Annotated in this window: 14 protein-coding genes; 10 read left to right on the top strand and 4 right to left on the bottom strand. The window is 67.6% G+C overall.

Annotated features, from left to right (window positions below; all coding sequences use genetic code 11):
* Positions 1-97 precede the first annotated feature (97 nt).
* Positions 98-457, top strand: coding sequence for a DUF1428 domain-containing protein (locus tag ACZK29_RS01585; RefSeq protein ID WP_164147301.1), 360 nt, complete (start codon positions 98-100; stop codon positions 455-457).
* 15 nt (positions 458-472) lie between these two features.
* Here the strand turns inward: ACZK29_RS01585 and ACZK29_RS01580 are convergent, their stop codons facing one another.
* Together ACZK29_RS01580 and ACZK29_RS01575 are read right to left on the bottom strand one after the other, a co-directional pair.
* Complete coding sequence (locus tag ACZK29_RS01580) at positions 473-1180, bottom strand: hypothetical protein (protein WP_478448730.1); 708 nt, start codon at positions 1178-1180, stop codon at positions 473-475.
* Between the two features lie 108 nt (positions 1181-1288).
* Entirely contained in the window at positions 1289-2164 is an 876-nt protein-coding gene (locus ACZK29_RS01575) for a histone (protein ID WP_164147157.1), read from the bottom strand.
* Positions 2165-2655: 491 nt separating this feature from the next.
* On the opposite strand from ACZK29_RS01575, the gene ACZK29_RS01570 reads away from it, so the two are divergent.
* The 9 genes from ACZK29_RS01570 to ACZK29_RS01530 all read left to right on the top strand — a co-directional run bounded on the left by ACZK29_RS01570 (position 2656) and on the right by ACZK29_RS01530 (position 10667).
* Complete coding sequence (locus tag ACZK29_RS01570) at positions 2656-4089, top strand: Do family serine endopeptidase (RefSeq protein ID WP_459048158.1); 1434 nt, start codon at positions 2656-2658, stop codon at positions 4087-4089.
* 101 nt (positions 4090-4190) lie between these two features.
* Complete coding sequence (locus ACZK29_RS01565; RefSeq protein ID WP_004153835.1) at positions 4191-4556, top strand: hypothetical protein; 366 nt, start codon at positions 4191-4193, stop codon at positions 4554-4556.
* 8 nt (positions 4557-4564) lie between these two features.
* Positions 4565-5035 carry a phage holin family protein gene (locus ACZK29_RS01560; protein WP_099498329.1) on the top strand — a complete coding sequence of 157 codons (471 nt, stop codon included), beginning with the start codon at positions 4565-4567 and terminating at the stop codon, positions 5033-5035.
* The gene (locus ACZK29_RS01555; RefSeq protein WP_111205072.1) at positions 5032-5487 is read left to right on the top strand and encodes a protein sip-5; all 456 of its coding nucleotides are present in this window, start codon (positions 5032-5034) and stop codon (positions 5485-5487) included. The genes ACZK29_RS01560 and ACZK29_RS01555 overlap by 4 nt, the downstream gene beginning before the upstream one ends.
* A gap of 67 nt (positions 5488-5554) precedes the next feature.
* A complete protein-coding gene (locus ACZK29_RS01550) occupies positions 5555-6664 on the top strand; it encodes an AI-2E family transporter (protein WP_478446559.1) in 1110 nt (369 codons plus the stop codon).
* Positions 6665-6804: 140 nt separating this feature from the next.
* Positions 6805-7524 (top strand): HAD family hydrolase, encoded by a 720-nt coding sequence (locus ACZK29_RS01545; RefSeq protein WP_111205070.1) that lies wholly within the window; start codon positions 6805-6807, stop codon positions 7522-7524.
* A 3-nt stretch (positions 7525-7527) separates the two neighbouring features.
* Positions 7528-8895, top strand: coding sequence for a leucyl aminopeptidase family protein (locus tag ACZK29_RS01540; protein ID WP_111205069.1), 1368 nt, complete (start codon positions 7528-7530; stop codon positions 8893-8895).
* 135 nt (positions 8896-9030) lie between these two features.
* Positions 9031-10134 carry a catalase family peroxidase gene (locus ACZK29_RS01535; RefSeq protein ID WP_478446558.1) on the top strand — a complete coding sequence of 368 codons (1104 nt, stop codon included), beginning with the start codon at positions 9031-9033 and terminating at the stop codon, positions 10132-10134.
* Positions 10131-10667, top strand: a complete 537-nt coding sequence (locus ACZK29_RS01530; protein ID WP_012478898.1) for a cytochrome b — start codon at positions 10131-10133, stop codon at positions 10665-10667. The genes ACZK29_RS01535 and ACZK29_RS01530 overlap by 4 nt, the downstream gene beginning before the upstream one ends.
* A gap of 638 nt (positions 10668-11305) precedes the next feature.
* On the opposite strand, the gene ACZK29_RS01525 is transcribed toward ACZK29_RS01530, so the two are convergent.
* Together ACZK29_RS01525 and ACZK29_RS01520 are read right to left on the bottom strand one after the other, a co-directional pair.
* Entirely contained in the window at positions 11306-11908 is a 603-nt protein-coding gene (locus ACZK29_RS01525) for a response regulator transcription factor (RefSeq protein ID WP_005407733.1), read from the bottom strand.
* Positions 11905-13128 (bottom strand): sensor histidine kinase, encoded by a 1224-nt coding sequence (locus ACZK29_RS01520; RefSeq protein WP_459048161.1) that lies wholly within the window; start codon positions 13126-13128, stop codon positions 11905-11907. Before ACZK29_RS01520 ends, ACZK29_RS01525 begins: the two co-directional genes overlap by 4 nt.
* Positions 13129-13133: the final 5 nt, after the last annotated feature.

The following is a 13133-nucleotide window of genomic DNA, read 5'->3' as shown; positions in this document are numbered from 1 at the left end:
CTTTCTCCCACCTTTCCACCGTTGTCGATCCACGGCGCCCCGGTTCGTCGGGTACTTGAAGGCCGTGCATGCGGCACGGTCCAACCGGAGGCAGGCAATGAGCTACATCGATGGTTTCGTCCTGGCGGTGCCCACCGCCAACAAGGAGAAGTTCCTCGCCCATGCACGCACAGGGGATCCCGTTTTCATCGAGTACGGCGCGCTGCGCGTGGTCGAGTGCTGGGGCGATGACGTACCCCACGGCAAGACCACCGACTTCTTCGGCGCGGTGAAAGCCACGCCGGATGAGACGGTGGTGTTCTCCTGGATCGAATGGCCGGACAAACCGACCCGCGACGCTGGCATGGCGAAGATGATGGAAGACCCGCGGTTTGATCCGACGAAGAATCCGATGCCGTTCGACGGCGCGCGGATGATCTACGGCGGCTTCGCGCCGATCTACGAGCTGACGCGCTGAACCCGGCGGACGCGCTCAGCGCGCGTCCGTTTCATCGCTGGCAGCAGCATGGCCGGCGCCCAGTGCGGCGCCGGCACCGAGGCCCATGCCGCCCATTCCACCGCCACCACCGCCTCCGCCACCACCGCCTCCGCCACCACCGCCTCCACCACCACGCCCTCCCTTGGCATCGCCGTCGGTGCGGCCCTTGCCGCCACCGCCGGCAGCGGGCCGGGTCGGGCCCTGTGGTGGAATCTGCAGGTCCTGCGGAATCGGCGCCAGGTCCAGCGCTCCGCGCACGAAGTCGCGCAACGAGACCACCAGTTCGTGGGTATGTACCGGACGCCCCTGCGCCAGTTCGTTGGCAGCGCGCGCGGCCAGGCGCACCTGTTCGTCGGTGCCCAGCAGCAGGATGTCCGACAGCGCGGCCTCAACGGCATCGCGGATGCGGCGCGTGCGATCCGAGCGCGGTTCGGCGATACCTTCGATTTCTTCGCGCTGGCGCAGGTCGCGACGATGGCTGGGATCCACGCCCAGTTCGCCGGTGAACGAACCGCCCAGAGTCTTGTAGGCCGCCATCAGCGTGCGCAGCCGTTCGTTGATCTGCCGGTTCTCGCGCTCGCGGCGCTGCTGCAGGGTCTGCATCACCAGCAGGCGGATGCCCACGCCCAGCAGGGTGATCAGGACCAGGCCGGCCAAGGTGGACAGCACGCCCTGCCAGGAACTGAAGTCGATACCACGCATGCCTGGAGGCTCCGGTGGAAAGAACCCGCATCTTGCCCCAGACCGTGTCCCAGAAACGCGAAAGGCCCCACCACCCGGGGGGTGGCAGGGCCTTCGGTCACGGCGCGATTACTTGCGCTTGGCGACCTTGCGCACGGCCTTGGCCGGTGCCTTCTTCGCGGCCGCCTTCCTGGCCGGCGCCTTCTTGGCGGCAACCTTCTTCAGCGGTGCAGCCTTCTTGGCCACGGTCTTGCGGGTCGCGGCGACCTTCTTGCCGACAACCTTCTTCGCAGCAGTGGTCTTCCTGGCAACGGCCTTCTTGGCGACGGCAGCCTTCTTGCCGACAACCTTCTTGGCAGCGGCGGTCTTCTTGGTGGCGACCTTCTTGGTGGCGGCAACCTTCTTGCCGACAACCTTCTTCGCAGCCACAGCCTTCTTGCCGGCGACCTTCTTGGCGGCGACGGTCTTCTTGGCCACAGCCTTCTTGGCGGTGGCAACCTTCTTGCCGACGACCTTCTTGGCGGCCGCGGTCTTCTTGGCAACGGTCTTCTTCGCGACGGCGGCCTTCTTGGTAGCGGCCTTCTTCACGGTGGCAACCTTCTTGCCGGCAGCCTTGGTGGTCTTCTTGGCAGCGGCGGCCTTCTTGGTCACGGCCTTGCCTGCAGCGGCCTTCTTCTTGGCCACTTCCTTCTTCAGGGCAGCGGCTTCGGCCTTGGCGTTCTTCTTGGCGGCTTCCAGCTTCTTCTTGGCCTTGGCAACGGTCTTGCCGACCGACTTGGCAGCCTTTTCGGCCTTCTTGGCAACGGTCTTCTCGACCTTGGCCACGGCCTTCTTGGCCTTGGCAACGCGGGTACCGGCAGCCTTGGTGGCGCGCTTGACGGTCTTCTTGACCGACTTCACTGCGTCTTCAGCAGCGTGGGCGATGGTCTCGCCAACGTTGGTGGCGGTTTCTTTGACGTTCTCGACGGCGTCGGTCACGACCGACACACCATTACCGTTGCTCATGTTGCCCTCCTGGGGGCCTTAAGTATCAAAACGGGGCGATGCTATACCGACATTGACGATCGTGGAACGGGGCATGCGCCACCAATCGCATCTGCTGCGACGGCGATGGTGTAGTCGACCATCCCTGCAGGCGCACCCTGTTTACAGGAAACCCCTTTTTTTCAGTGCTGCGCCGCATGATCCGCGTTGTGACAAGCGTTGGTCGTGTGCACCCGCCCGGATGCCACGGAAGGCATGCAATATGGCGCGTCGCGGCACCTGGATGCGCAGAACTGCGCAAGTATCGTCCTGTATCCGCACGATCTGCGGCTGACGTCCGCACACGGTCGGGCGCCGCCGACGCTGTCGTCACCGGCCCAACGCTGGTCGTCGCGATCCACGTTCCCGGCGCGCGGTTTTCATGGCGCATTTATCCAGATCGCGACACACTCATTCAGCTTGTTTTACCGTAGAGCCGAACCGCCCCCATTCCCGCCAGCGAACCGACTCCCATGCGACCGCTACCTACCCTGCTCACGCTCGCAATCGCCGCCGCCTTCGGTGGCTTCGTTGCCACCGGCATCAACGCCCACCTGGACAACCGTGCCGATGCCGCGCCGCTTCCAGCGGTGGTGCCGACCATGGCGGCACTGCCGGCCGCAGTGGCCGGGCAGCAGGTACCGTCACTGGCGCCCATGCTGGAGAAGGCGATGCCGGCCGTGGTCAGCGTCAATACCAAGCAGGTGGTGCGCGTGCGCAACCCCTTCTTCAACGACCCGTTCTTCCGGCGCCTGTTCCCGGACATCCCGCAGGAACGCATCAACGAATCGCTGGGCTCGGGCGTGATCATCGACGCCAGGGAGGGCCTGGTGCTGACCAACCACCATGTCATCGACAACGCCGATGACGTGCAGGTGACGCTGGCCGATGGGCGTACGGTCAAGGCGGAGTTCCTCGGTTCCGACCGCGACACCGACATCGCGCTGATCCGCATTCCGGCGCAGAACCTGACCGACATCAAGCTCGGCAACAGCGACCAGCTGCGGGTAGGCGACTTCGTGGTGGCCATCGGCAATCCGTTCGGCTTCAGCCAGACGGTCACCTCCGGCATCGTCTCGGCGGTGGGCCGCAGCGGCATCCGCGGGCTGGGCTACCAGAACTTCATCCAGACCGACGCATCGATCAACCCGGGCAACTCGGGTGGCGCGCTGGTCGACCTGCAGGGCCAGCTGGTCGGCATCAACACGGCCAGCTTCAACCCGCAGGGCAGCATGGCCGGCAACATCGGCCTGGGCCTGGCGATTCCTTCGAACCTGGCGCGCAGCGTGGTCGACCAGCTGGTCAAGCACGGCGTGGTGGTACGCGGCACGCTGGGCGTGGAAAGCCAGAACCTGACCGCGCAGATCGCGCAGGGCCTGGGCCTGGGCGAAACCCGCGGTGCGCTGATCACCCGCGTGCTGGCCGGTTCGGCCGCCGCCGCAGCCGGCCTGAAGCCGGGCGACGTGGTGGTGTCGGCCAATGGCCAGCGCGTGGACAGCGCCGAAGCCCTGCACAACGTGGAAGGCCTGGCGGCGGTCGGCAGCCCGCTGACGCTGGACGTACGCCGCGAAGGCAAGCCGCTGCAGATCAAGGCGACGCTGAAGGAACAGGCACGCGCGGTCACCGGCGACAGCCTGGACCCGCGCCTGGGCGGGGCCACCTTCGTCGACCTGCCCGAGTCGCTGCGCCAGTCAGGCGCCAGCGGCGTGCTGGTCAGCGAGGTCAAGCGCGGCAGCCGCGCCGCCAGCAACGGCCTGCAGCAGGGCGACATCATCACCGATGCCACCGTGGGTGAATTCGCCGACCTGGCCAGCTGGCGTGCCAACTTCCAGCAGCGCCCGCCGACGCTGGTGCTGCGCGTGCTGCGCAACAATGGCCAACAGCAGGGCCAGCTCGTGATGCGCTGATCGCCCTGCCGTAACACCCCCTATACCCCGGCAATGCTATTGCTGTCAGTCCAGGTCGGCACCGCCGACTCCCGTTCCCCCATCGCAACAGGAGTGATTCGATGAGCCCCACCAATACCGAGAACCTGAAGGAACACCTGGGTGAAGCCGGTTCCCACCTGAAGCAGGCCGCTACGGCCGCCGGCGGTGCGATCAAGGGTGCAACCGGTGCAGCGACCGACGAGCTTCGCATCGGCAAGGCCAACGTCAAGGCTGAATTGTCCGACAGCGCACTGTCCGGCCTGGCCGCCGCCGAGTTCGGCGGTGCCGCCGCCAAGGAACAGGTCGATGCGCTGATGGACAAGGGCAAGGACCTGATCGACAGCGCCGCTGAACTGATCCGCGAACGTCCGCTGGCCTCGTTCGGCGTCGCCTTCGCAGCCGGCTGGATCATCGCCAAGCTGGCACGCGGCAGCAGCGACAAGTAAGCCGCAGCGTGAGCGAAGACAACACGCAAGCGCCTGATCCGGCGGCCACCCCGCCGCTGGATGAGAGCATCCGCCAGGTCGGCGCGGCCGGTCGTGCCGCTGCCGATTCGGCCAAGCACACGGTGCGTTCGCTGCGCCGGCTGGCCTCGGCCGATTTCGCGCTGGCACGCAGTGCGTTCGGTCGTGCGCTGGCCTGGGCCGGCGTGGCGATCGTGTTCGGTGCCTCGGCCTGGCTGCTGATGGCCGCCACCCTCATCGCGCTGCTGCAGAGCTGGGGCCTGAGTTGGCTGCAGGCCCTGCTGATCACCTCCCTGCTGAGCCTGGCGGTCACCGGCTATGCGATCTGGCGGGTGTCCTACTTCTTCCACCACACCGGCATGCATGCGACCCGGCGCCAGCTGTCACGCCTGGGCCTGTTCGACGAGCCCAGCGAAGACGACCCCGATGCCGGCGTGCAGCTGCCCGAGGGCAAGCCATGAAGTTCGACGCGCTGCAGCGGCGGGTGAAACGCTGCGAACAGGTGGTGACCGTGCGCCTGGGCGAGACCCAGGACCACTGGTCCACGCTCAGCCAGGTCTGGCGACAGGGTTGGTCGCCGCTGCGCATCGTGGTGGTCGGCCTGGCCGGTGGCTTCGTCGCCGGCAAGCTGGAAGTGCCGGGCAAGGTCAACGGTGCCCGCTGGCTGCAGATGGTCGGTTCGGTCTCGAACCTGTTCGCCAGCGCGCAGGCGGCATTTGCCACGGCGATGGCGGCGCAGGCCGCGGCCACTGCCGACGACGCAGCCGAGGAAGCCGACGAGGCCAGCGAACAGGCACAGGCGGCAACGTCGGCGACCGCCGAGCGACCTGCGCCGGCAGCCCGGCCCGTGCCCGAACCGGAACTGCGCGAACCGCGGCCGGCCGAAGCGGCCACCGAGCTGTCCGAACGTTGATGCATGTAATCCGCCGCGCCGATCGCGGCCGGCGGATAATGCGCTCCCCTTTCCGGTTGATGCGTCGATGAGCGAGCCCCTCCTGTCCCCGTCACCGGCCGATCCCGAACAACCCGACGCACCGCTGCCCCCGCCGTCGCGTCCGCGCGGGCCGATGTCGCTGGTGGTGCTGGCGACCCTGGCAGTGGGCTACACGCTATGGGCGGCGCAGGACATCATCCTGCCGGTGCTGCTGGCGATGTTCTTCGCGCTGGTCGGCAATCCGATCCTGCGCCTGCTGCAGAAACTGTGGATTCCGCGTGCGCTGGGCGCACTGCTGATCCTCGGCGCCGGCCTGGGCGTGACCGGTTCGCTGGCCGTGCAGCTGATCGGCCCGGCCATGGACTGGGCACAGGAAGCCCCGCAGCAGCTGCGAAAGGTCGCCCGCCAGGTGCAGGACCTGACCAAGCCGGTGCAGCAGGCCAACCAGGCGGCGGAGAACTTCGCCCGCGTGGCCGGGGGCGACAGCAACCACAAGGTGCAGGTGATCCGCACCCAGCTGGACGACCCCTACCGCATGCTGACCCGCGCGCCACGGCTGGCCGCCTCGGTGCTGGCGGTGGTGCTGCTCACGCTGTTCTTCATGATCTATGGGCAGAGCCTGCAGCGCGCGGCCATCGCCCTGTTCCCGAACCGCCAGCAGCAGCGATTCACCAGTGACATCCTGCGTTCGATCGAGCGCGAGGTCTCGCGCTATGTGCTGACCATCAGCGTTATCAATACGCTGGTCGGGTTGGTGTTCGCTGGCGTGCTGATGCTGTTCGGCATCGGCCTGCAGGAGGCCCTGCTGTGGGGCACGGTGGCTGCATTGCTGAATTTCGCCCCGTACGTCGGCCCGCTGATCGGCGTGGCACTGATGCTGCTGATGGGCTTCGTCGAGTTCCGCGACCCGCTGCAGGCCCTGCTGCCGGCCGCCGCCTACCTGGCCCTGCACACCCTGGAAGGGCAGATGGTGACCCCGATCGTGCTGGGCCGGCGCATGAAACTGTCGCCACTGGTGCTGATCCTGGCACTGATGGTGTTCGGCTGGGCCTGGGGCATGATCGGGCTGCTGCTGGCGGTGCCGCTGCTGGTATGCATCAAGCTGGTGCTGGCGCGGCTGGACGGCATGCAGGGCTGGGCAAGGCTGCTGGAATGAGCCGGCCTGAAGACAGGTAACGCAGGCCACAGGAACAGGAGCAAGGGCATAACTGGCAGACAACCTGCGCCGACCCGACCCCGGCTGCCCCCCCCGCCGCGCCGCATGAAAGCCCGCGCGGGCAGGGGTAGAATGACGGGGTGAATTTCCCCGTCCAAGCCATCACCCTCGACCTTGACGACACGCTGTGGCCGTTCGCTCCGATCGGCGCCCGCATCGAACAGGTCCTGCACGCGTGGATGCGTGAACACAGCCCCGCTACCGCCGCGATGTATCCGGTGGAGGCAATGCGCGAACTGCGCGAACGGCTGTACCACGCCCATCCGCACCTCCACCACGACCTGAGCGCGCTGCGCCGGCTGACCCTGCACGAAGCACTGCATAACAGTGGTGCCAGCCTCGATCTGCTGGAACCGGCGTATGAAGTGTTCTACGCCGCGCGTAACCAGGTGGAGTGCTATCCCGATGCGATCGACGCGCTGGCACGCATAGCCGCACGGGTACCGGTGGCCGCGCTGAGCAACGGCAACGCCGACCTGGAGCGGATCGGCCTGGCCCATCATTTCGCCTTCCAGCTGGGTTCGCGCGAACACGGCGCGGCCAAGCCCGAAGCCAGCATCTTCCATGCCGCGTGCACCCGCCTGGGTGTGGCGCCGGCACAGGTACTGCACGTCGGCGACCATGCCGACATGGACGTGGCCGGGGCGATCGCCGCCGGCCTGCGCGGCTGCTGGATCAACCGCGACGCAGCCACCTGGACCCATCCGCAGCTGCAGCCGGACCTGCAGTTCGACACCCTTACCGGCCTGGCCGACTGGTTGGACGCCAACCTCGACGCCGCCGCACCCCGGAGTATCTGACGCATGAGCGAGATCACTGGTTTCACCGCCGACACCGCCGCCGCGCTGCCGCTGTACGTGCTCGACCGCGAGCAGTTCGCCGCGTGGAAGGGCAGCCAGCCGGCTGCCACCCAGGCATGGCTGGCATCGCAGGGCTTCAACGCCGGCGCCCACAGCGTGGCGCTGCTGCCGGGCATCGATGGCCTGGCCGGCGCCGTGATGGGCGTGGGTGATCGTGGCGATGCCTACAGCTATGCGCATGCGCCGCACGCGCTGCCGGAAGGCAGCGTCTGGCAGCTGGCCAATGAACTGCCGGCCGCCGAACTGGCGCTGCTGCAGCTGGGCTGGGGCCTGGGCAGCTACCGCTTCGACCGCTACCGCAAGCGCAACCGCGCACCGGCGCAGCTGGTGGCTGCACCGTCCGGCGAAGTGGCCGACCTGATCGCCGCCAGCCTGCGCGTGCGCGACTGGGTCAACACCCCGACCGAAGACATGGGCCCGCAGCAGCTGGAAGACGCCGCACGCGCCCTGGCCGATGCACATGGCGCGCAGGTCGAGGCGATCACCGGCGATGAGCTGCTGAAGCAGAACTTCCCGGCCATCCACGCCGTGGGTCGCGCTTCGCACCGTGCACCACGCCTGGTCGTGCTGCGCTGGGGCAAGGACACCGATCCGGCGCTGGTGCTGGTCGGCAAGGGCGTGTGCTTCGATACCGGCGGCCTGGACATCAAGCCCGCCGACGGCATGCGCAACATGAAGAAGGACATGGGCGGCGCCGCACACGCGCTGGCCCTGGCTGGCCTGGTGATGGCGCGCGGGCTGCCGGTGCGCCTGACCCTGCTGGTGCCGGCGGTGGAAAACGCGATCGGTCCAGATGCGTTCCGCCCGGGCGAAGTGATCGCTACCCGCAAGGGCCTGAGCGTGGAGATCGACAACACCGATGCTGAGGGCCGCGTGATCCTGTGCGACGCGCTGACCTTCGCCGGCGAGCAGAAGCCGGACCTGGTGCTGGACTTCGCCACCCTGACCGGTGCCGCGCGCATCGCGCTGGGCCCGGACCTGCCGGCACTCTTCAGCAACGACGACACGGTGGCCCAGCAATGGCTGCAGGCCGGTGATGCAACCCGCGACCCGGTCTGGCGCATGCCGCTGTGGCGCCCCTACCTGCGTTACCTCAGCAGCGGCATCGCCGACCTGGCCAACGCCGGTTCGCGCATGGCCGGCTCGGTGACCGCCGCGCTGTACCTGGAGCGCTTCCTGGAAGACGGCCAGCGCTGGGCGCACCTGGACGTGTATGCCTGGAACGACGGCGAACGCCCGGGCCGACCGGCCGGTGGCGAAGCACTGGCGCTGCGCTCGGCATGGGCGATGCTGAAGGCGCGTTACAACTGATCGGGTGGGTGCCGACCTTGGTCGGCACGCCGTCCCCGGCAATCTTGACGAAAAATTGAATACCGGGCCTGGAAGGGTTCTGCGAGGATGTGTGGGTCGACCACCCACACGCTTCGTGAAGGCAGGACTCCGACCATGTCGCTCTTCCGCTACACCCGCGCTGGCCAGACGCCGGGCGCACCACGCAAGCATTCACCCCTGCTCTGGATCGCACTGATCGCACTCATTCTGGGTGCGTTCGCGCTGGCCTTCGCCTGGCTGGCCGGCTGGATTGGCGACCGCCTGACCGCGCAGCGCTTTACCGACACCATCGAAGCCACCGGCCCGGCGCACCCCGGGTTCCGCCGTGCGCACAGCAAGGGCATCTGCGTAAGCGGTTGGTTCGAACCCAGTGCGCAGGCCCCCACCCTGTCCAGTGCACGGGCGTTCTCGCAGCGCCGCGTGCCGGTGATGGGCCGGTTGTCGATCGGCGGTGGCGATCCCTATGGCGCCGACAACACCGCACGCGTCCGCAGCCTCGCGGTGCAGATGGTCAGCGATGATGGCCAGGAATGGCGCATGGCGATGAACAGCTTCCCGTTCTTCGCGGTGCCCACGGCCGAGGCGTTCTACGAGCAGACGCGCGCCTCCATTCCCGACCCGGCCACCGGCAAGCCGGATCTGCAGAAGATGGCGGCAGTGCTGGCGAAATACCCCAGTGCACAAGCCTTCCAGCAGTGGGCCAAGACGGCGCCATGGACCAGCAGCTGGGCCGACACCACCTTCAACAGCGTCAACAGCTTCTGGTTCACCAATGCACAGGGCCAGAAGCGCGCGGTGCGCTGGCGCTGGCAGCCGCTGGCGCCGGTGGTGGAGATGGATGCGGAAACGCGCAAGCAGGCCAGCGTCGATTTCCTCAGCCAGGAACTGCAACAGCGCCTGGCCAGCGGCCCGGTGCGCTGGAACCTTGTCGTGACCAGCGCCGCGCCCGGCGATGCCATCGATGATCCATCGGTGCCGTGGCCCGCGTCGCGCGATGAGGTGGTGGCCGGCGTGCTCAGCCTGGACCGCATGCAGTCGCAGGAGCAAGGCGCCTGCGGCCAGATCAACTTCGATCCGCTGATCCTGCCCAGTGGCGTGCGCGGCAGTGACGATCCGATCCTGGCTGCGCGTTCGGCCGTGTATTCGCAGTCATTCAACCGCCGCGAACGCGAGCGCGCCAGCGGCAACGTCGAGCAACCGAAGGAGGCTGCGCGATGAACACCCACAACGGCCACTTCAACCTGCTGGCGCGGGTGCTGCACTGGACCATGGCGCTGATGATCATCGCCATGCTGTTCATCGGCGTGACCATGGTCGCCTCGCTGCACCTGCGGCCACTGCTGATCGACCTGCACCGACCACTGGGCATCGCGATCCTGCTGCTGGTGCTGCTGCGCCTGTACAACCGCCTGCGCCACCGCCCGCCGCCGCTGCCGGCTGACCTGCCGGTGTGGCAGGTGATGGCGGCCAAGGCCTCGCACTGGATGCTGTATGCGCTGATGCTGGCGATGCCGTTGATCGGCTGGGCGATGCTGTCGGCCGGCGGCTACCCGATCGTGCTGTGGGGCGGCCTGCACCTGCCGCCGATCGTGCCGCACACCCCGGCGTTGTATGCCGCGTTGCGCAATGCGCACAGCCTGCTGGCGTATGTGTTGTTCGCCACGGTGCTGATGCATGTGGGGGCGGCGTTGTTCCATTTGTGGGTGCGGCGGGATGGCGTGTTCCAGGCGATGGCGCGCGGTAAGGATTGATGGGGTTCGCCGGGTGTTCCCGGCGGGTCATTTCCGCGACCGCGGGGGGGTGTCACTTTTCTTTTCGCGCGAAAAGAAAAGTAACCAAAAGAAACGCGCCGCCAGAGCGCGAGCCGGTGCTGCGCACCGGTACCCTGTGCTTCTCGGTGAATCAGGGGACGGCGCCGAACTCGCTACGCTCAAACACCGGCGCCTCTTCGCCCCTGATTCCCCTGCGATGCTCGGCTCGCTCAAGGCGGACCCAACATCAAGAGCGACAGCTGCGCCCAGTAGATCCACGCCATGCGTGGATGCTGTTGATCTTGACCTTCCAGTCCGCCTTGAGCGAGCCGAGCACCGCAGGTCCGGCGAGGGCGAAGAGGTGCGGGTGTCTGAGCGCAGCGAGTTCCCGCGCCGTCCCTCGACGGACCGAGGAGCGCAGGGCACCGATGCGCAGCACCGGCTCGCGTTCGGCGGCGTGTTTCTTTGGTTACTTTCTTGATGGCGCACATCCATGTGCGCCACCCTACGGGCCGGCTATGCCGTTCCACGCTGCTCCTGCAGCGTGGTGCACGCGCAAAGAAAGTGACACCTCTCCGCAGGCGCGGAAATGATCCGCCGGGCAGCGCTCGGCTCTACAGAGGGCACGGCGCACGCCCCTACAACCACCCCTTCTGCCGCGCCAGCCGGTACGCCTCAATGCGATTGGCCACGCCCAGCTTGCCGATGCACTCGGACAGGTAGTTGCGTACCGTGCCGTGCGACAGCCCCAGTTGCTCGGCAATCTCGCTGGCGGTACGGCCCTCGCCTGCCAGCCGCAGGACGCGGCGTTCGCGATCGGTCAGTGGATCGGCCTGCGACCAGGCGTCCAGTGCCAACTGCGGGTCGATCGCGCGGATGCCCTGCTTCACCTTGCGCAGTGCATCGGCCAGGTTCTCCGCCGGTGCATCCTTCAACAGGTAGCCCAGCACGCCTGCTTCCAGCGCGCGGCGCAGGAAACCGGCACGCGCGAAGGTGGTCACGATCACTACCTTGATCGGCAGTTCATGACGCGCGATGCGCTGGGCCAGCTCCAGCCCCGACAGGCCCGGCATCTCGATGTCGGTGACCAGAATGTCCGGCTGCAGCTGCTGCAGCATGCGCCAGGCCGCCTCGCCGTCGGCGGCGCTGCCAAGCACCTCGATATCCGGTTCCAGCCCCAGCAAGGCCGACAGCGCGCCGCGCACCATGGCCTGGTCTTCGGCCAGCAGGATGCGGATCATGCGGCACCGTCCTGCGCCAGCGACGGCGGTGCAGCCGGTGGCAGCGGCGTGGTCGCCGCGGCCAATGGCACACGCACGGTCAGCACGGTGCCGTCGCCCCGTACCGATTGCACCGCCAACTGCCCGCCCAGTGCCGCCACGCGTTCGCGCATGCCACACAGGCCATTGCCCTCTGCCTCTACGCCGCCACGACCATCGTCGCGGATCTGCATCGCCAGCATTCGTCCTTCCAGCATGAATTCCACCCGCGCCTGCGTCGCCTGCGCATGGCGCACGATATTGGTTGCGGCCTCGCGCAGCACCAGCGCCAGGCCGCGCTCGACGTCCACCGGCATCGGCGGTGGAGGCGCGTACTGCAGGTGCACCTGCTGGCACTCCAGCAGCAGGCGCGCCGAAGCCAGTTCGCCAGCCAGGTCACTGGCGCGGATGCCGGTAACCGCGCTGCGCACCTGGGCCAGCGCTTCGCGGGCGATGTCCTCGGCTTCGCCGATCTCCTGCCGCGCACGGGCATCGCCGCGGTCGTGCAGCTTGCGCGCCAGTTCCAGCTTCAAGGTGATCAGCGACAGGGTGTGGCCCAACAGATCGTGCAGGTCACGGCCGATGCGCTCACGCTCGGCGGTGGTCGCCAGCCGCCGCACCTCCTCCTGCGACAGCTGCAGCGCGGCATCCTTCTCCTTGTTCACGGCCTCCACGTTCACCACCATGCCGATGATGAACGACACCGCCGGCACCCAGACCAGGCTCTGCCATGGATAGTGCGCCAGATGGGCCACCAGGTAGAAGGCCGCATTGAGCACGGCCAGCTGCACCAGATAGCGCCACCAGCTGCCACGCCCGCAGACCCGCAGCATCACGCAGCCGAAGATGAAGTAGCTGATGCCCGACGGGTACCAGGGCACCAGCACGATCGCCAGTGCGGTCATCGCCAATGCGTAACGTGGCGCATGGTGGCGGGGAGACAACAGCAGGCGCGCGTACAGCAGCAGGAACAGCGGATAGCTGGCCAGGGTGAAGCCCAGCCAGCGCAGCGTGTAGCCGCCGGCGAACAGCGGCGTCATGAACACCCACACCGTCCACAGCAGGTGGATGGCATCGGCCCAGGCCGGTTTGCCGCGGCGCAGGTTGTCGGCCACTGCCGAGTCCGGTGCGGGGCGCAGCAGGGGAGCAAGCCAGCTCGACGACACGGGGTGATCCAAGCGGGGACGATCGCTGCCGATCATGCCAG

It is taken from the genome of Stenotrophomonas sp. 89682_Sma (assembly GCF_056481405.1).
The sequence above is the reverse complement of the archived record's forward strand: the minus strand, read 5'-3'. Positions and strand labels throughout refer to the sequence as shown.